The sequence below is a fragment of the Bacillus sp. V3B genome (assembly GCF_024494465.1).
Taxonomy (GTDB): Bacteria; Bacillota; Bacilli; order Bacillales; family Cytobacillaceae; genus Bacillus_BD.
Map to the genome: position 1 here is coordinate 39,588 of NZ_JAETXM010000003.1, position 18,226 is coordinate 57,813.

Sequence of the window (18,226 nt, forward strand, 5' to 3'; positions counted from 1 at the left end):
ATATTTCGTCAGAAAATGATTCACAGGAATAAGCTCTACTTGTTCCAAAGACGATTGAGTTTTTCTTATTCGAATGGGCTAAGACTAATCTCAAGGCAAACGGCAAGTCTTCCTTGGTAATCATGTCCAGCTAATAATAGTCTACCGGCTGAATCTATCTCAAAATGAGTAATTCCTTCTGCATAAATCCAACCAATCGGCATTTTTAGACCAACTCGATAAGGACCTTTTCCAGTAATTTTTCCTCTTTCATACTGAACAAGCGCATTACGAATATAGGCTCCAGAAGAGAAAAAGCTCTCATCCATATGGGAAGCATATGCACCGTTTGTTGTTTCAAGATGAATATAAACATCTTGATGGACAAATCTTTCAAGCTCCTGTTGTACGGTTTCAACGATCACGGGTTCCATTGTTATTAAACCCCCCTTCAATTTTTTCCAATGTTAATATAAAAAAGATATTCTTATCTTACTAAAAAAGCGTTAGAAAAGCGAAGTTAAAGTCTTTTCGTTATTTTTATGGATAAATGGATAAAGACATACACATCCATGAAAAAGGACAGTACAGTTGCACAGTCCCTAATCTTCTAGTTTCACAATAATTCTCCCACGTGCTTGCCCTTTTAATAGAGTAGGAAATGTTTCAGACAATTCTTCGAGCATAATTTCTTTTTGGATCAAATCTAAAAGATTTGTTGGCTTTAAATCATTGGCCATTCGATTCCAAACTGTTTGTCGAACGTCCATTGGACAATGAACGGAATCAATCCCAAGTAAATTGATCCCACGTAGAATGAAAGGAAAGACAGCGGTAGGAACTTGAGCTCCACCCGTTAAGCCACTTACAGCAACAGATCCATTATAGTGAACTTTACTTAATATAGCGGCAAGTGTTTCACCACCAACGGGGTCAACAGCACCTGCCCAGAGCTGTTTATCAAGTGCTTTGATTTTTCCACTATGGACATCCTCACGTGAAATGATTTCTGAAGCACCTAACTTTTGCAAGAAATCATGTTCGGCAGCTTTTCCAGTACTTGCAACAACCTTATACCCAGCTTTAGCGAGCATAGATATAGCTAAGCTACCAACGCCACCGGTAGCACCTGTGACAAGTACATTGCCTTTATCAGGAGTGATTCCGTTATCTTCTAGCCGTTGTATCGATAGGGCAGCTGTAAAACCTGCTGTTCCAAAAATCATGGCTTCCCTTAATGTAAGGTTTTTTGGTAGTGGGACAATCCAATCGCCTGGAATACGGGCATACTCACTATAGCCACCATAATGGGAAACGCCAATTTCATAGCTTGTAGCAATGACTTCATCTCCCTCATGAAAGCGAGGATCCTCGGATGAGACGACTACCCCAGCTAAATCAATTCCGGGTACAAAGGGATAGGAACGAACAATTTTTCCATCAGGAATGGAAGCTAAGCCGTCTTTGTAATTAATACTTGAATAGGCAACTTTAATTAATACCTCTGCTGTAGGCAAATCATGTACAGTTAGCTTTTCGATTTTAACGCTGAAATCATCATCTGTTTTATTCACCATTAAAGCCTTGAAGGTTTCATTCATATTAAAATAGCTCCTTGTCCTTATCTTATTGGCTGTATTAATAAAAATCTATGTACAGCGATGCCACTTTATCTTAAATAACGAACAAGACCAAAGCAAGTGCTTTGGTCTTGTTCACTATAATTTAACAAATTGTCTAGAAGTAGACGTGATCGGCCCTTATTTTAATTAAGAAGGTATATGTTCACCTTACGAACTTAAGATTTGTTCTGTTTCTAAACGACCTGCTCCACTGCTTTAAATATAGGCTATGTTAATAATTGATTGTTTAACATAGTCTAAATATAAAAAATGAAACTTATAAGTTAATTTTTTGCCTATATCATTATATCAATATTTTGTTCTGAAACAATTCTTAGCATGCCTTTTGTACTAGCTAGAATAAAAAAACAATCCTTTTTTATTCTAGCAATATTCACTTTATGGTCATATTTACCTTTTTATATGTGATTTATGTTACTGTAACAAACTGGATTAGGCATTAACATATAGGCATATGGAAAACCAATAATTGATTTTTTCACTATCGATAAATTGTTAGATAGGGTTTCCATATCATTTTATCAAAATAGAAAGTATCTATTACTAATAGATGATTTCTTAACAATAGTGTGAAGATATGGTAGCGTTTTCAATAATAGGAATTTAATATATTACCAATTAACGATGGTAAAATGCTACTCATTTCATTTTTTAAATGAAAGCGGTGTTATAGATGCACAGAAAGAGTTGTCCAGAGGAATATCCGATTACACTGATCGTGAATGGATATGAAGTAGCTGTATTTCAGTTAACTAATCAAGATTTGGAAGACTGGGCATACGGTTATTTGTTTTCTGAAGGATTGATTGAACAAAGGGAAGATATCCAATCCCTCAAGATTGATAATGAGTATGGAGAAATTCAAGTGGTTTTGAACGAAGCTATAGATACGGAGAAAATGCTTAACAAAAAAAAGCATTATACAGCAGGTTGCGGAAGAGGCGTGACCTTCTTTTCTATGACAGATGTAAAAGCATTTAATAAGGTTACGAGTAATAAAACATATAAGCTCAGTTTTTTATTGAAAAAGCGTGCTGAATTCGCAAAAAACTCTCCTCTTTATCTTGAAACAGGCGGTATGCATGGTGCCTGTCTTCTAAATGAAGCTGGCGAAATGGTGATAAGAGAGGATATTGGCCGTCATAATGCCGTTGATAAAGTAATCGGTCACGCTGTTAGGCAAGGCTTGAATCCAGATACGCTTGTTCTGCTTACAACAGGAAGAGTTTCATATGAAATGCTTTCAAAGGTAGCTAAATTTGGTTTTTCTGTGATTGGATCTAGAACAGCCGCAACAAAGCAAGCGATTCAACTAGCCAAATATTTAAACATTGAAGTAGTTGGTTATCTACGAGGAAAAATGGCTTTAACCTATACATCTAGGGGAAGGGTCATAAATGATGTAAGCGATTCACAATCGGGGGCTCATCCAAATTTGAGGATTTTACCATAAAAAGTTCTATTCATTAAAAAAGAAACTACTACATGTTAGGGGGGCATTAACAGTTAAAAGAAATCTATAAAATATTATAAAAACCTACAATTATTTTGCAGGTTTTCGTTTAAGAAGCAGATCTTCAATAGCTTCATCTAATAGCTTGCTCATGGGAATCTTCGTGTCATCTGATAACTTTTTTAGTTGTTCATACAAATCCATACGGACAGCATTAGACAGCGCTTTTCTTGTTTTAAGTCCACGATTATTATTCATTTTTCATCACCTCTAAACAAGTATATATTTAATTGCATATACTTGCAACTACATTCAAATGAATGTATGATAAAAGCAAGGTGGTGAAAAGAATGATACTGGCAAAGAAAGTTAGATTAAAACCAACCAAAGAACAAGAAAAACAGTTATGGAAGTCTGTTGGTACTGCTCGATGGACATACAACTGGACATTAAACAGACAGCAAGAGAACTATAAGCAAGGAAACAAATTCATTTCTAACAATGACTTACGCAAAGAAATTACACAACTCAAACAAACAGATGAATTCAAATGGTTATCAGATGTATCGAACAATATTGCCGAACAAGCTGTGAAAGATGCCTGTGACGCTTACCAAAAGTTCTTTAAAGGTCAATCCAAACTTCCTAAATTTAAAAGCAGAAGAAAATCAAAAGCATCGTTCTACAATGATACTTCTAAATTAAAAGTAAAGAAGAACCTTGTCTTGATTGAAAAAGTTGGATGGGTCAAAACGAATGAACAACTACCTATGAATGTGAAGTACACCAATCCAAGAATTAGTTTTGACAAAAAGTACTGGTATATTTCTGTGGGAGTTGAAGAAGCTGTTGAGCAGATTGAATTAACGAATAACGTCATAGGAATTGATCTAGGGATTAAAGAATTAGCTATTTGTTCAGATGGTCAAGTATTCCGAAATATTAATAAAAAAGAGGCAGTCAGAAAGACCGAGAAGCGTTTGCGTAGGTTGCAACGTAAAGTTTCTCGTAAATACGAAATGAATAAGGAGGGAAGCCGTTTCGTCAAAACAAGCAACCTTATAAAAATCGAAAAGCAAATACAACACCTACACAGACGGTTAAAAAATATTCGTGACAATCACATTCACCAAGCTACGAATGCAATCGTGAAAACCAAGCCTTGCAAAGTAGTCATGGAAGATTTGAATGTAAGTGACATGATGAAAAATCGCCATTTATCTAAAGCAATTGCTAATCAAAAACTGTATGAATTCATTCGCCAAATAAAATATAAGTGTGAAACATACGACATTGAATTTGTTCAAGTGGGTCGTTTCTATCCATCGTCTAAAACCTGTTCTTCATGCGGTGAAATCAAGAAAGACTTAAAACTTTCTGATCGTATTTACTCATGTGGGTGTGGATTGAAGATGGATCGTGATTTGAACGCATCGATTAACTTAGCTAACTTTGGAAAATTAACAGTCTAGTCACCCAAAAGGCACTGTTAATGTGTAGGATTCGTTGTATCCGAATTTACGCTTGTGGACTGTCATACGAAACGAAAGTAGCCTCGGCAAAATCGGACAGGTAGAAGCAAGAAATAAACAAGACTTATAGATTTTTATAGGTTTTTGGCAACGGAAGAAATATGGAAGTTACCAGAAGAAAGTTTCTGAAAATATCTGGTGCCATGGCAGCTACGTTAGCAGTTGTTGAGCTTGGTTTTGATGATAATAAAGCAAAAGCGAAATCAAGTACATTCAAGATTGCTGAATTAACACCAACACCAACTATTTGTCCTTATTGCTCGGTTGGTTGTGGAATTCTAGTTTATGCAAGCGGCAGTGATGTCGTTTACACAGAAGGTGATCCAGATCATCCAATCAATGAAGGTACACTTTGTAGTAAAGGTACGACATTACGTCAGCTTTACACAACGGAAAAGCGTGTTGAAACTCCATTGTATCGTGCTCCAGGAAGCGATAAATGGGAAGAGGTAAGTTGGGATTTTGCACTTGATAAAGTCGTTAAAAATATTAAAGAAACACGTGATCGCACAGTTATCAATAAAGAAAACGGCGTCACTGTAAATAGAACCGATTCCATTGCTTATATTGGTGGTGCAGCACTTGATAATGAAGAGTGTTATTTAAATCATAAATTGTTCCGTGCTGGCTTAGGGGTATCCTATTTAGAGCACCAGGCCCGAATATGACACAGTTCAACGGTTGCCGGTCTGGCACCTACATTCGGTCGAGGAGCAATGACAAATCACTGGAACGATCTTCAGCATGCTAATGTAGTACTTGTACTTGGTTCAAACCCTGCTGAGAATCATCCAATTAGTTTCAGATGGATTACAAAAGCACAAGATCATGGAGCAAAACTAATTACAATTGATCCGCGTTATACAAGAACTGCACAAATGTCAGATGTTTATGGACAATTACGTTCAGGAACAGATATTGCGTTTGTTGGCGGTATGATTAACTATGCCCTTGAAAATGAACTTTATCATAAAGAATATGTAGTGAATTACACGAATGCAGCTTATCTTGTTGTAGATACGTATTCCTTTGAAGATGGTATGTTTAGTGGATACGATGAAGCAACAAGAACATACGATAAATCAAAATGGTCATATCAAACAGATGAAGAAGGCAATGTTCTTACAGATCCAAGCTTAAAAGATCCAAGATGTGTATTCCAACTAATGAAGAAGCACTATTCTCGTTATGATGTCGATACTGTAATTGGAGTAACAGGTACAGCCAAAGATACCTACTTGGAAGTTTGTAAAACATTTACATCCACTAGTGAAGTAGGTAAAGCAGGTACCATTCTTTATGCAATGGGTGGAACACAACATACAGTTGGAACAGAAAATGTTCGTTCATATGCGATCATTCAAATGCTTTTAGGAAATATTGGTATTTCTGGTGGTGGTGTTAACGCATTACGCGGTGAGTCAAACGTTCAAGGTTCAACTGACTTTGGCCTTCTTTATCATAATGTTCCAGGGTACATGGAAGTACCAGTAAATACGGATAAGGTGTATAAACAATTCTTAGAGCGTATCACCCCTAAAGGTGGATATTGGTCTAATAAACCGAAGTTCTATACAAGTTTCTTAAAGTCTTGTTATGGTGAAAACGCAACGAAAGATAATGAATTTGGTTATAACTTCATTCCAAAACTTGAAGCTGGTAAAAACTATTCTTATTTACGATTATTTGATGCCATGTACCGCAAAGAGCTTGAGGGTTTATTTTTAGCTGGAGCAAACTCAGTTGTTGGTGGTCCGCATGCTAGTGAAACGTTAAAATCTTTAGCTAATTTAAAATGGGTTGTTGCGGTTGATCTTTTCGAAACAGAAACAGCTTCATTCTGGCAAAAAGAAGCGGGGTCAGACCCAGCTGCTATTCAGACAGAAGTCATTTTCTTACCAGCATGTTCTTCATTTGAAAAAGATGGCTCTATAACAAACTCAGGTCGCTGGATGCAATATCGCTGGAAAGCCTTAGAACCTAAAGGTCAATCAAAAGCGGACTTAGAAATCACGCATATGATTGCGACTCGTTTAAAAGAAGCATATGCGAACAGCATAAAAGCTGCAGATGCTCCAATGAAAGCGATGACTTGGGATTATGGTATCGGTGATCACCCTGATATTGACTTAGTTTGTCGCGAAATTAATGGTTATGATATGAAAACGAAACAACAAATTGACGGCTTTGGAAACTTAAAAGATGATGGTTCAACATGTAGTGGTAACTGGATTTACTGTGGGTTCTATCCAGAACAAGGCAACTTATCAAAACGCCGTGATAATACAAATGAAGGTATGGGTAACTTCTTAAATTGGTCTTATGCATGGCCAATGAACCGCCGTGTTCTTTACAACCGTGCAAGCGCAGATTTAAACGGTAAAGCATGGAGCAAGAATCGTGTTGGAATTCAGTGGGATGCAGTTCAAGCCAAGTGGGTAGGTTACGATGTTCCCGACTTCGCAGCAACAAAAGGACCAGAAGATCCAACCTTTATAGATCCGTTCATTATGCTGGATGGCGGAAAGGGAGCATTATTCTCAGCCAAACTAAATGAAGGACCATTCCCTGAACACTATGAGCCATATGAATATCCATTAGATAATCAGCTTTCAAGTACTCAATTTAATCCAGCTGTACAGTTTGGAGAAAAAGCTCTATCAATAAAAGGTGAATCTTCTGATTATCCAATTGTCGCTACGACCTATCGTATGTCTGAACACTGGCAATCAGGAATCATGACACGTAATGTTCCTGGCTTAGCTGAATTAGCGCCACATATGTTCATTGAGGTTAGTGAAGAATTGGCTAAGGAAAAAGGAATTCAAAATAAAGATAAAATTATTGTTTCAACCATTCGTGATGAAATTGAAGCATATGCAATGGTTACGAAACGATTTAAGCCATTTACATTGAAAGATAAAACGGTTCATCATATCGGTATGCCATGGCATTTTGGTTATAAAGGAATTGCTACAGGTTCTACCGCAAACCGTTTAACACCGCATATAGGGGATGCAAACTCGTTTATTCCTGAATACAAAGCATTCCTATGCGATGTAAGGAGGGCATAGGAATGGCAGACTTTGTGAAATTTGTTGACGTGACGAAATGTGATGGTTGCCGTGCTTGTATGGTAGCGTGTAAAAACTGGAACGATCTTCCGAATGAGCCGGAAGAGTTCCATGGAAGTATACAATCCCATAAAGCTTTGACAGCTAATACTTGGAATATTATTACGTATGATGAGCATGAAACAAAGGATGGCGGATTTGATTGGCTTTTCCGCCATGCTGCCTGCTTACACTGTGCAACAGCTGGCTGTGAGTTAGCATGTCCTGAAGATGCCATTAGCCATACAGGGTTTGGCTCTGTAATCATTGATAATGATAAATGTGTTGGCTGTGGGTACTGTGTACAAGGTTGTTATTTTGATGTCATCCAACTTGCAACTTATAAAGACAAGAAGGGTAAAGAATATCGCTTAGCGCAAAAATGTGATCTTTGTACAAGCCGTCTTGAGAATGGACTACAACCTGCATGTGTTACAGCTTGTCACACAGATTGCCTAGTCTTTGGTAGAAAAGCAGATGTATTACGTGATGCAGAAGCTCGTTTAGCAAAGGTTAGAGAGCGTTTTCCAAATGCAAATATTTATAACCCACCAGGGATTGATGGGACAGCAACTGTTTATTTGTTAGCTGAAAATCCATCTGTTTATGGACTTCCAGAAGATCCGAAGGCAAAACTTTCTCAAGTGGTTTGGAAAGACTATGCTCAACCACTAGGGAAATTAGCAGTAGGGGCAACTTCTATGGCCATTCTTACAGCTATTATTACTAATAGTGTAGTGGCTCTGAAAAACAGAGGAAAGGAAGGTGGAGATCATCATGAGTAATGGACAACCTAAAAAGATTAGACGTTTTACCGTTCAGTTCATTATCTTTCACTGGGCATATGCACTTGCATTCTTGATCCTTTATTTGACAGGTCTAGCCATGTACACAGAATTCTTTGATTGGATGTATGTAATGTTTGGCGGATCAGCCATGGCTCGATTGATTCACCGAATTTCGGCAGTCCTATTTATCCTCAGCCCAATCTACTTATTAATCTTTGACCGTAAAAGCTTTGGACATTGGATTAAGCAAGTAGTGACCTGGCGTAAAGACGATATCCTATTCCTTTTGAGTTTCCCAAAAGAATTATTCTTTGGAAAAGCAGATGCTCCTAAGCAGGATTTCTATAATGGTGGAGAAAAGTTAAATTCAGCAATGCAAATTGTATCATTCTTCTTGTTTGTTGCATCAGGTATTGTTATGTGGTTCCCACAATACTTTGCAGGCTGGATTATTGATTGGTCTTATCCCATTCACTCCATTGCTGTAGCGATGTCAACAATGGTTGTAGTTGGACATATTTACTTATCAGTCGGACATCCTAACTCTCGTGTTTCAATCGAGGGTATGACAACTGGTATGGTCCCAGAAAAATTTGCAGAACATCATCACGGACGCTGGTATGATGAATTAAAAGAAGAAGAGAAGAAAAAACAAGAACAAGATAAAAATCAAAATAAAGGCGCATAACGAAGAAAAGCGCAAGCGCTGTGCTCAGGAGCTAGATTATTTTCTAACTTTAAAAGTTTATATCTTATTATTTAAACAGAAAGAGAGGCTGGCTCAACAGAAAAGTGTCAGACCCTACAATACAATATTGAAAGATGGATTAGCCATCTGGATATTGTATTGTAGGAGTCAGACTTCTAATGAGTCAGCCTTCTTTCATCATAATTTAACACTATCCGTGAGGTGACTATAATGACAACAAATGTAATAAGTTCAGAATACATGGAATTACAAAAAAGCATTTACGCTTTATATGATAATTGGATGGAAACTTTATCTCCACAAACAATTGTGAAAAAGGAAGAAGTAGAAGTGAGTACATATCCTCTTCTCCCACAAATAGAATGGCAAATAGATCTAAAGGATTACCATAGATTTTTAAGTGATCTTTTTACCGTTTTGAAAAAAAATAACGCTCATTTAAATGAAGCTTTGCAGAAAGTAGAAGAATTACTAGATGATGAAACATTAACAGAATGGTTTGAAGAAGCCATTATGGTGAATACGTATTATTTTGCCCAATATGCCGAGAAGAATCAACTTCCTGAGTGGTTACCGTTATTTGCTGCTGAACATGCAACTCGTCCTTACTTGCGAAAGGCTGCAATAGAGTTAGCTGGAGAGATATCGGAAAAAGAAGACCATAAAGGAGGCTGTCCTGTATGTGGTGAGCCTTCCCGTCTGGCTGTAATGAATAAAGAAGGGAAAAAGGAAATCACTTGTCCTCGCTGTCATTATACATGGGAAGAAAAGAAACTTAGTTGCGCACATTGCGGCACAGAGGAACAGGGCCAAGTGATTGTATTAAAGGTTGAAGAAGATGATCGTGCTGAAATCTATGCATGTAAAACATGTAAGGGGTATACTAAAGTGATCGATACGAGAAAATGGATTAACGTCTCTTCCCCAGAGTTACTGGATTTAAAAACACTCCATTTAGATTACATTGCCCAAGAAAAGGGGTATGGAGTATCAGAGGGTGTAGACACTCATTAGAGGTGATGGCAATGAATACAACAGCAGTCATTTTGGCTGGTGGTAAATCAAGCAGAATGGGTACGAATAAAGCTTTACTCACAATAGAAGGAAAAACCGTCATTGAAGGAATGGTCGAAAAAATAGAACCAATCGTTGATGACATGATTATTGTGACCAATACATTTGAAGAATATGAATTTTTACAGCTTCCTATGATAGAAGATAAATGGAAAGGCATGGGACCTCTTGCTGGGATTGAAGCAGGTTTGTCTGCTTCTAAAACGGATCGGAACCTTATTATTGCATGTGATATGCCTTTTATCTCGACGGAATTAGGAACGTATTTACTCTCTTGTTTGGAAGATTATCAAGCAGCTGTGCCAGAGGTTTCTGGCCAGCTGCATCCTCTATTTGCCTCCTATCGAAAAGAAGTTCATGGGGCTGTTACACAATCACTCGAACAAAATCAACTCCGTATTAGACACCTTTTACATAGTATTCATGTTAAAATAGTAAAGGAAGAATTATTACAATCACTTGGATTACCAAATGAAGAGATTTACTTTTTTAATATGAATGACCGTGATGAATATCAGAAGGCTTTCAATATGTCAAAAGATAAAGGTGGTACGGATCAACGATGAAATTTTTTCAAGTGAAATCAGTAGAGGAAACATACTCTTTGATTGAAGAAATGATACAACCGTTAACAGAGAAAGTGACAAAACCTCTTTTCAATGCCCTTCATTACATACTGGCTGAAGATATTGTGGTCAAAGAAAATGTACCAGGTTTCAGGCGTTCCACAGTGGATGGCTATGCGGTAAAAGCAAAAGATACCTTTGGTTCCTCTGAAAATATGCCAGGTTTTTTAACGGTAATAGGTGAAGTGAAGATGGGGGAAGAGCCAGATAAAGCTCTTGGTGACGGAGAAGCCATGTATGTCCCAACTGGGGGGATGCTTCCAGAGGAAAGTGATGCTGTGATTATGATCGAGCATTGCGAGGATTTGAGTGGACTGCTCAATCTCTATCGACAAGTGGCACCAGGTGAAAATGTCATTTCCATTGGTGAGGACTTGAAAGAAGGAGAGTCGTTGTTAACAATGGGAACGAAATTACGTTCACAAGAATTAGGGGCCTTGTCCTCGCAAGGAATAACAGAGGTGAGTGTTTATCGTAAACCAGTGATCGGTTATCTTTCTACTGGTGATGAAATTGTTCCGATTGAAACAAAACAACTCGGCATTGGACAAGTTCGTGATATGAATGGAATTACCATCGGTTCCCTCGTTTCTGAATGGGGTTGTGAATTTCTTTATGGTGGAATCGTGGAAGATAGTCGTGAAGAGCTTGAAAAGCAAGCAAAAGAAATGCTAGACAAAACGGATTGCCTTATTCTTTCAGGGGGAAGCTCAGTTGGAACGAAGGATTACTCAGTTGAGGTGATCAATTCACTTGGAGATCCAGGAGTCTTTGTCCACGGCGTATCGATTAAACCAGGTAAACCGACCATTTTAGCATCGGCAAATAACAAACCAATCATCGGTCTACCGGGGCATCCAGCTTCAGCGATGATTATTTTCTATTTATTTGGTCAGGTGATCGTGCACAAGCTTCAGGGCTGGAAGACGGACGAAAAGAATCTTTCTAGGGCCATTGTGACCAAAAACCTCCCTTCCACACCTGGACGTACCGATTATATTCGTGCACGCCTCATTTATCAAGACAATCAGTGGTTTGCTGAACCAATCATCGGAAAATCAAGCTTGATTTCGACCCTTGTAAAAAGTGAAGGAATGATTGAAATTCCATCACGAAGCGAAGGTGTTCAAAAAGGTGATCTTGTATCAGTAAGACTATTTGGGTAGGTGATAAAGATGAATAAAGCGAATTATAAAAGAAAAATATATTTGCAAGATACACCGAGAGAAGAAGCCTTAAATGAACTGTTACGTCATTTTTCCTATGAAAGAAAAATGGAAACCATCCCAAGTACAGAATCATTAGGTCGAGTAACGGCACAACCGGTATTTGCTAAAATGTCGAGTCCGCACTACCATGCATCGGCAATGGATGGAATTGCTGTAAAAGCAGAGGAAACCTTCTCAGCGCATGAACAAAACCCTGTTAGGCTTAAACAAAATGAAAGTTTTGTTTATGTGAATACAGGAAATGAAATTCCCGCTCCCTATAATGCAGTCATCATGATTGAATATGTGGATGAGCTTGATGAGGATACCGTGGAAATCATTGAACCAGCTTCACCTTGGCAGCATATTCGTCCGATCGGAGAAGACATTGTCCAAGAAGAAATGCTTTTCCCACAAGGCCACAAAATTCGACCAGTTGATATTGGTGTTCTTTTAGCATCACAACGGATCGAAGTATCTGTCATCGGAAAACCAATTGTGAGTGTTATTCCAACCGGGGATGAATTAGTTTTCCCTGATGGAGAGACGCCACCAGGAAAATTAGTCGAGTTCAATGGCACCGTGATGGCAAATTATATTCGAGAATGGGGTGGACATCCACAGCTTTCTTCGATTGTAAAAGACCGTCCAGAGGATATTAAAGCGGCATTACTAGATGCGGTTGAGAAGTCTGATATTGTCATCATCAATGCGGGGTCTTCTGCAGGATCTGAAGATTATACGGTCCATATTATCGAGGAACTTGGCGAAGTATTCACACATGGAGTCGCAACAAGACCAGGAAAACCTGTGATATTAGGAAAGATCAAGGATAAAGTTGTCATTGGGGTGCCTGGTTATCCCGTTTCTGCTTATTTGGATCTTGAATGGTTTGTGCAACCTTTAGTATGTGACTATTTGCAAATTCCTGTACCAAAGCGTGAAACATTAAACGTAAAGCTTGGGCGAAGAGTTGTTGGAACGATGGGAGCGGAAGACTTTATTCGTATGAGTATTGGTTTTGTGAATGGTGAATATATTGCCAATCCACTACCAAGAGCAGCTGGTGTTACCATGTCGCTAGTGAAAGCGGATGGGATGCTGTTGATTCCCTCTCATTCACTAGGGTTTGAACAAGGAGAATCGGTAGAGATTGAATTGTTACGGCCAAGAGAAGAGATTAAGCATGCGATCGTGTTTAACGGAAGCCATGATTTAACGATTGATTTATTGTCATCGCGCTTAAAAGAACGGGATGTTCATTCAAAGATTATTTCATCTCATGTAGGGAGTATGGCAGGCCTTATGGCGATCAAGAAAGGTGAAGCACATGTCGCAGGTACCCATCTGCTTGATCCAGAAACCAATACGTATAATATCCCTTATATTAAACGGTTCTTAGCGGATGTTGAAGTGGTGCTTTATCCGTTTTTGAAGCGAAAACAAGGTTGGTTTGTTCCGAAGGGGAATCCTTTGCAGATCGAAACCGTTAAGGATATTGTCGAAAAACAGGCTCATTTTGTGAATCGGCAAAAAGGAGCAGGCACGAGAATTCTTTTTGATTTGCTCTTAAAAGAAGAAGGGGTGTCTGCCGAAGATATCGTTGGTTACAGGAGGGAAATGTTCTCCCATCTAAGTGTTGCAGCAGAAGTCAAGGTAGATGAAAATGCTGTTGGGCTAGGAATTTATTCTGTTGCCAAAACAATGGGAATCGATTTTGTTCCTGTTTCGGATGAGAGCTATGATTTATTGATGACGAAGGAATTTTTTGAAAGTGAACAAGGGAAACAGTTGATCACCGTGATTCAAAGCGATGCCTTTAAACAAGATGTTCATAGCATTGGAGGCTACAAGGTTATCGATCATCCGGAACCTGTTTATTTTAATGAATAATGCAGCAGGAGGGTACTGAATATGAATTATGAAATTTCGAAAGAGCCGATTAATACTCAGTCTGTGATTGATAAGGTAGTTCAGCGTGAAGCAGGGGCTATTACAACTTTTATCGGTACCGTACGAGAGTTGACACATGGGAAGAAGACCCTGTATCTCATTTATGAGGCCTATGAATCAATGGCTGTCAAAAAGCTCGAACAGATTGGGCGAGAAATTGAGGAAAAGTGGGAAGGATCGAAAGTAGCGATTACACATCGTGTCGGTAAGCTTGATATTACGGATATTGCGGTAGTCATTGCCGTTTCTACACCTCACCGTGCAGATTCATACGAAGCGAACCGCTATGCGATTGAACGAATTAAGGAAATCGTACCAATCTGGAAAAAAGAGCATTGGGAAGATGGTCAAGAATGGATTGGAAATCAGAAAGAGACAGTTGCCTATCCAACGGGAAAACCAGAGGAGAGTGATATTCATGAATAAAATTTTATTTTTTGCTCATTTACGTGATGCTGTCGGAGAAGAAAGCATCGAAATCGATGCGAAGGGAAAAACTGTTGCAGAGTTAAAGCAACAGATAGCAAAAGACTACGATATTCAAAAGCTAGATACCGTCATGACAGCCGTCAATGAAGAGTTTGCAGCAAACGATGACATCATCGAAGACGGTGACACCATTGCTTTTGTTCCTCCAGTTAGTGGTGGCTAAATGTCTAATCGTTATTCCCGCCAGGTTTTATTTTCCCCAATAGGCAAAGAGGGGCAAGACAAAATAGGTTCAAAGCATGTACTAATTATTGGTGCAGGTGCACTCGGTTCAGCTAATGCAGAAATGCTGACGAGAGCAGGTGTGGGCAAGTTAACGATTGTGGATCGAGACTATGTAGAAGAAAGTAATCTTCAACGCCAACAGCTCTACACGGAAAGTGATGTTGAACAAAAGCTCCCAAAAGCAGCAGCTGCTGAAAAACGTCTAAAAGAGATTAATTCAGATGTTGCCATTGAGTCCTTTATTGGCGATGCCAACCCTGAGAAGCTTGCCCAATTAGCGCAAGGGAAAGACTTAATTATTGATTCAACCGATAACTTTGAAACGCGTTTAGCGATCAATGATATTTCACAAAAAATGAACATTCCGTGGATTTACGGTGCTTGTGTTGGAAGCTACGGAATGAGCTTTACGATTATTCCAGGAGTAACACCATGTTTAAATTGCCTATTGAAAGCGATGCCGCTACAAGGAATGACTTGTGATACAGTGGGGATTATTTCTCCTGCTGTGGGGATGGTGGTCGCTCATCAAACGGCAGAGACGCTCAAAATCCTTGTGGAAGATTGGGAAGCCGTTCGTACTTCTTTTGTCAGCTTTGATTTATGGCGAAATCAATATTCCAATATGAAAATGACAAAAGCAAAGGATGAGTCTTGTCTGTCCTGTGGAACGAATCGGACTTATCCATTTCTTGAAATGGATAACCTGACAAAGTCAACGGTTCTTTGTGGCAGAGACACGGTTCAAGTTCGACCACCTAAACCACTTGATATTCAACTGGACGAGTTATCAAAGCAATTAAACGCTATTGGGTATAGAGTAAAAGGAAATCCTTATCTACTATCCATTGAAACAGGTCATGAACGAATGGTTATTTTCAAGGATGGTAGAGCACTCGTTCATGGTACGAAAGATATGATGGCCGCGAAAGCATTATATAATCGAATTTTGGGATAATAGAAACAAAGGACGCATTACAAAAGCAAGAATATAAAGAGGGCTATACCTTAGCGTTTTAATAAGGTATAGCCCTCTTGTATTTATTTAGCTGTTTTCCTTGCAGCTTCTGAAATGAAGTCTGCAATCACAACGAGGAGACAGTAACAGATTAACAATAACGTAATGTCAGTGTAGTGGAAGAAACTTAGGCTCATTTTAAATTGTAGACCAAGCCCGCCAGCACCGACGAAACCTACGACGATCGTTGTCCGCATAATCACTTCCCAACGGTATAAAATATAGGTTAAAAACTGTGGCATGACAGAAGGCAACACACCGTAAAGGAGCATCTGACTTTGGGATGCCCCACTTGAAGCAAGGTTTCGCACTGGACGCTCATCGGCGTTTTCAATCACCTCTGCACATAGCTTCCCTAAAATACCAAAATTATGGAGTGCAAGGGCAATGGCACCAGGTAAAACCCCTGGTTTGAAAATAAACACAATGATCATCGCCCAAACGAGCTCAGGGATCGCACGGCTAAAAATGTATAGGATTCGTATGAAGCCAAAAAACAACCAATTGTACCATTTCGCAGTCAATGTAAGAGAACCATTGGCGATATTCCGTGCGGCAGGAATAACCGTTAAGAACATGGCAATTGTAGAGAAACCAATCGCCATAATACTCATACGCAGTGTTTCATAGGTCAGTTGAAGTGCCTCTAGCCAACTATCACGATTTAAGAAAGCCGGTTCTTCCACAGCAACACCAAATAGACCACGAAAAAACTTTTGTGCATAGTAAGCATTTTTTTCGGAAAATAAATCCGTTAGACTTGCATTCTCAACTACAAAAATAAACCACCAAGAGATGGTGAGAAAAACGGTGACAAGTAGAATTGAAAAAGTCTTAACGGAAAACCCTTGTTTCGGTTTATTTAATCCTTTTCTTAGTTGACTGCTCCAAATATCAACAAGGACGACGATTCCAATGAGAAAAAAGATAAATGTCCATACTTCATCATAGTTTAAATCATTTAGTGATAACTGAATTTGAAAACCAAGTCCTCCTAAGCCTACAAAACTCATAATCGCGGAAGAACGAATCGCACATTCAAAACGATACATCGTGTAGCTGATGATATTAGAACGGACAATTGGAAAATATCCGTAAAGGAGGCATTGGAGTTTGGAAGCACCTGATGAGCGCAGTGCCTGAATGGGTTCTTCTGGAACATCATTTAACATGTCCGCAAATATTCGACCTAGTATCCCTCCATAAGGAATGGCCAGGGCAAGAACAGCTGAAAGTGGGGTGAGACCAAACATAGCGACAAAGATTAACGCCCAAACCAGTTCATGAATAGCTCGTAAAAACCCCAATACAGCACGAAAAAATCCTTTTGAAGCAAGCTTCATTCCACGGCTATTGTTTAAAATGCCCGATGCAAAAAGGCCAAGGAAAAAAGCAATCACAATCGCTAGTGACATCCCAGCAACTGCGTAAGCAAACGTGATCCAAGTTGATTCGATTGCTAAGGACAAAATCTCTGGTGAAAAATTAGGTTGAAAGAGTCCTTCGAGAACTTGCCCGATGGTGGCAAGACCACCAGCGTGAATAAGATCATCACTCCATGTAACAGCAAATAAACTCCAAATAAAAACAACAATTAAGAAGAGGGTCAATATATTTTTTCGTTGAAGCTGAAGAGAATGTTTAAGCTTGGTCATGATGGGATGTCTCCTCTAACCTATAAAGCTTTAACAATAATGCATCCGTTACGTTATTTACGGGTAAATCAAAAAAGACATGACCATTTTTAATCGCAATGATTCTTGTAAAGTATCTTCTTGCATATTCAACAGAGTGTAAGCTAGTAATCAATGTTTGATTTTCTTCTTTTACAAGTTTGGTTAACATGGAGAGAATGTCTTCGGCCCGAGCAGGATCTAATGAAGCGACAGGCTCGTCAGCTAGAATGATTTCTGGCTGCTGTAATAAGAGTCGAGCTAGCGCTACCCGTTGTTGTTCCCCACCAGATAAGTTTGCGGTTTGGTCGGATAATTTATCAGCGAGACCGACTCGATTCAAGGCTCCATAAGCAGCTCTTTTTTCTTGTGGGAAAAGGAGTGAAAGTAGTGATTTGAAAAAACTCCAATCGGCTAAACGACCAGCAAGGACGTTATGCATGACAGGTAACCCACCGACAAGATCAAATTGTTGTCGGATCATCCCCACTTTTTTGGCTAGAAGTTTGCGGTTTGTTAATTTTTGTGCTGGGATTCCAGAGATGGTCAGTGTTCCTTCATCTGGTTTGACGAGTGTGGCAAATGTATTGAGGAGGGTCGTTTTTCCAGCACCACTTGGCCCGATTAATGCGACCATTTCTCCCTTTTTGATCGAAAAAGAAAGGGAAGACAAGGCTATCTTCCGCTCATAATATTTCGATAGGTTTTTTACTTCTAGTATATCTTGTGATGACACTTATCTT

Annotated in this window: 17 protein-coding genes; 12 read left to right on the plus strand and 5 right to left on the minus strand. The window is 38.9% G+C overall.

Annotated features, from left to right (window positions below; all coding sequences use genetic code 11):
- Window positions 1-65: 65 nt before the first annotated feature.
- Window positions 66-413: a YojF family protein gene (locus JMM81_RS06030; RefSeq protein ID WP_256240632.1), complete on the minus strand. Its 348-nt coding sequence runs from the start codon at window positions 411-413 to the stop codon at window positions 66-68.
- 168 nt (window positions 414-581) lie between these two features.
- Entirely contained in the window at window positions 582-1,580 is a 999-nt protein-coding gene (locus JMM81_RS06035; protein ID WP_256240634.1) for an NADPH:quinone oxidoreductase family protein, read from the minus strand.
- Between the two features lie 715 nt (window positions 1,581-2,295).
- On the opposite strand from JMM81_RS06035, the gene fdhD reads away from it, so the two are divergent.
- On the plus strand, window positions 2,296-3,075 hold the full coding sequence (gene fdhD / locus JMM81_RS06040) for a formate dehydrogenase accessory sulfurtransferase FdhD (RefSeq protein ID WP_256240635.1): 780 nt from the start codon (window positions 2,296-2,298) through the stop codon (window positions 3,073-3,075).
- 90 nt (window positions 3,076-3,165) lie between these two features.
- Here fdhD and JMM81_RS06045 read toward each other — a convergent pair whose 3' ends face one another.
- Complete coding sequence (locus tag JMM81_RS06045) at window positions 3,166-3,333, minus strand: ribbon-helix-helix domain-containing protein (RefSeq protein WP_256240636.1); 168 nt, start codon at window positions 3,331-3,333, stop codon at window positions 3,166-3,168.
- Window positions 3,334-3,425: 92 nt separating this feature from the next.
- Here JMM81_RS06045 and JMM81_RS06050 point away from each other — a divergent pair, with 92 nt between their 5' ends.
- From JMM81_RS06050 to JMM81_RS06100, 11 genes are all read left to right on the plus strand, one after another.
- Window positions 3,426-4,547 (plus strand): RNA-guided endonuclease InsQ/TnpB family protein, encoded by a 1,122-nt coding sequence (locus JMM81_RS06050; RefSeq protein WP_256240637.1) that lies wholly within the window; start codon window positions 3,426-3,428, stop codon window positions 4,545-4,547.
- A gap of 203 nt (window positions 4,548-4,750) precedes the next feature.
- Window positions 4,751-7,681, plus strand: a complete 2,931-nt coding sequence (gene fdnG, locus JMM81_RS06055) for a formate dehydrogenase-N subunit alpha (protein ID WP_483862171.1) — start codon at window positions 4,751-4,753, stop codon at window positions 7,679-7,681.
- A 2-nt stretch (window positions 7,682-7,683) separates the two neighbouring features.
- Complete coding sequence (locus tag JMM81_RS06060) at window positions 7,684-8,505, plus strand: 4Fe-4S dicluster domain-containing protein (protein WP_256240640.1); 822 nt, start codon at window positions 7,684-7,686, stop codon at window positions 8,503-8,505.
- The gene (locus JMM81_RS06065) at window positions 8,498-9,196 is read left to right on the plus strand and encodes a formate dehydrogenase subunit gamma (protein WP_256240641.1); all 699 of its coding nucleotides are present in this window, start codon (window positions 8,498-8,500) and stop codon (window positions 9,194-9,196) included. The genes JMM81_RS06060 and JMM81_RS06065 overlap by 8 nt, the downstream gene beginning before the upstream one ends.
- A gap of 231 nt (window positions 9,197-9,427) precedes the next feature.
- Window positions 9,428-10,231, plus strand: a complete 804-nt coding sequence (locus JMM81_RS06070; protein WP_256240642.1) for a formate dehydrogenase accessory protein FdhE — start codon at window positions 9,428-9,430, stop codon at window positions 10,229-10,231.
- A gap of 11 nt (window positions 10,232-10,242) precedes the next feature.
- Entirely contained in the window at window positions 10,243-10,857 is a 615-nt protein-coding gene (gene mobA, locus JMM81_RS06075) for a molybdenum cofactor guanylyltransferase (RefSeq protein WP_256240643.1), read from the plus strand.
- Window positions 10,854-12,083: a molybdopterin molybdotransferase MoeA gene (locus JMM81_RS06080; RefSeq protein WP_256240644.1), complete on the plus strand. Its 1,230-nt coding sequence runs from the start codon at window positions 10,854-10,856 to the stop codon at window positions 12,081-12,083. Before mobA ends, JMM81_RS06080 begins: the two co-directional genes overlap by 4 nt.
- 9 nt (window positions 12,084-12,092) lie before the next feature.
- Window positions 12,093-14,018 carry a molybdopterin biosynthesis protein gene (locus tag JMM81_RS06085; protein ID WP_256240645.1) on the plus strand — a complete coding sequence of 642 codons (1,926 nt, stop codon included), beginning with the start codon at window positions 12,093-12,095 and terminating at the stop codon, window positions 14,016-14,018.
- A gap of 21 nt (window positions 14,019-14,039) precedes the next feature.
- On the plus strand, window positions 14,040-14,504 hold the full coding sequence (locus tag JMM81_RS06090; RefSeq protein WP_256240646.1) for a molybdenum cofactor biosynthesis protein MoaE: 465 nt from the start codon (window positions 14,040-14,042) through the stop codon (window positions 14,502-14,504).
- Window positions 14,497-14,730 carry a molybdopterin converting factor subunit 1 gene (gene moaD / locus JMM81_RS06095; RefSeq protein WP_256240647.1) on the plus strand — a complete coding sequence of 78 codons (234 nt, stop codon included), beginning with the start codon at window positions 14,497-14,499 and terminating at the stop codon, window positions 14,728-14,730. Before JMM81_RS06090 ends, moaD begins: the two co-directional genes overlap by 8 nt.
- The gene (locus JMM81_RS06100; RefSeq protein WP_256240648.1) at window positions 14,731-15,750 is read left to right on the plus strand and encodes a thiazole biosynthesis adenylyltransferase ThiF; all 1,020 of its coding nucleotides are present in this window, start codon (window positions 14,731-14,733) and stop codon (window positions 15,748-15,750) included.
- Window positions 15,751-15,833: 83 nt separating this feature from the next.
- On the opposite strand, the gene JMM81_RS06105 is transcribed toward JMM81_RS06100, so the two are convergent.
- Window positions 15,834-17,465, minus strand: a complete 1,632-nt coding sequence (locus JMM81_RS06105) for a PhnE/PtxC family ABC transporter permease (protein ID WP_256240649.1) — start codon at window positions 17,463-17,465, stop codon at window positions 15,834-15,836.
- On the minus strand, window positions 17,452-18,219 hold the full coding sequence (locus JMM81_RS06110) for a phosphonate ABC transporter ATP-binding protein (RefSeq protein ID WP_256240650.1): 768 nt from the start codon (window positions 18,217-18,219) through the stop codon (window positions 17,452-17,454). Before JMM81_RS06110 ends, JMM81_RS06105 begins: the two co-directional genes overlap by 14 nt.
- Between the last annotated feature and the right edge of the window lie 7 nt (window positions 18,220-18,226).

What these genes read in the sequence shown, in the direction of transcription:
- JMM81_RS06030 (WP_256240632.1), bottom strand. Translation starts at nt 413, where the DNA reads ATGGAACCCGTGATCGTTGAAACCGTACAACAGGAGCTTGAAAGATTT.
- JMM81_RS06035 (WP_256240634.1), bottom strand. Translation starts at nt 1,580, where the DNA reads ATGAATGAAACCTTCAAGGCTTTAATGGTGAATAAAACAGATGATGAT.
- fdhD (WP_256240635.1), top strand. Translation starts at nt 2,296, where the DNA reads ATGCACAGAAAGAGTTGTCCAGAGGAATATCCGATTACACTGATCGTG.
- JMM81_RS06045 (WP_256240636.1), bottom strand. Translation starts at nt 3,333, where the DNA reads ATGAATAATAATCGTGGACTTAAAACAAGAAAAGCGCTGTCTAATGCT.
- JMM81_RS06050 (WP_256240637.1), top strand. Translation starts at nt 3,426, where the DNA reads ATGATACTGGCAAAGAAAGTTAGATTAAAACCAACCAAAGAACAAGAA.
- JMM81_RS06060 (WP_256240640.1), top strand. Translation starts at nt 7,684, where the DNA reads ATGGCAGACTTTGTGAAATTTGTTGACGTGACGAAATGTGATGGTTGC.
- JMM81_RS06065 (WP_256240641.1), top strand. Translation starts at nt 8,498, where the DNA reads ATGAGTAATGGACAACCTAAAAAGATTAGACGTTTTACCGTTCAGTTC.
- JMM81_RS06070 (WP_256240642.1), top strand. Translation starts at nt 9,428, where the DNA reads ATGACAACAAATGTAATAAGTTCAGAATACATGGAATTACAAAAAAGC.
- mobA (WP_256240643.1), top strand. Translation starts at nt 10,243, where the DNA reads ATGAATACAACAGCAGTCATTTTGGCTGGTGGTAAATCAAGCAGAATG.
- JMM81_RS06080 (WP_256240644.1), top strand. Translation starts at nt 10,854, where the DNA reads ATGAAATTTTTTCAAGTGAAATCAGTAGAGGAAACATACTCTTTGATT.
- JMM81_RS06085 (WP_256240645.1), top strand. Translation starts at nt 12,093, where the DNA reads ATGAATAAAGCGAATTATAAAAGAAAAATATATTTGCAAGATACACCG.
- JMM81_RS06090 (WP_256240646.1), top strand. Translation starts at nt 14,040, where the DNA reads ATGAATTATGAAATTTCGAAAGAGCCGATTAATACTCAGTCTGTGATT.
- moaD (WP_256240647.1), top strand. Translation starts at nt 14,497, where the DNA reads ATGAATAAAATTTTATTTTTTGCTCATTTACGTGATGCTGTCGGAGAA.
- JMM81_RS06100 (WP_256240648.1), top strand. Translation starts at nt 14,731, where the DNA reads ATGTCTAATCGTTATTCCCGCCAGGTTTTATTTTCCCCAATAGGCAAA.
- JMM81_RS06105 (WP_256240649.1), bottom strand. Translation starts at nt 17,465, where the DNA reads ATGACCAAGCTTAAACATTCTCTTCAGCTTCAACGAAAAAATATATTG.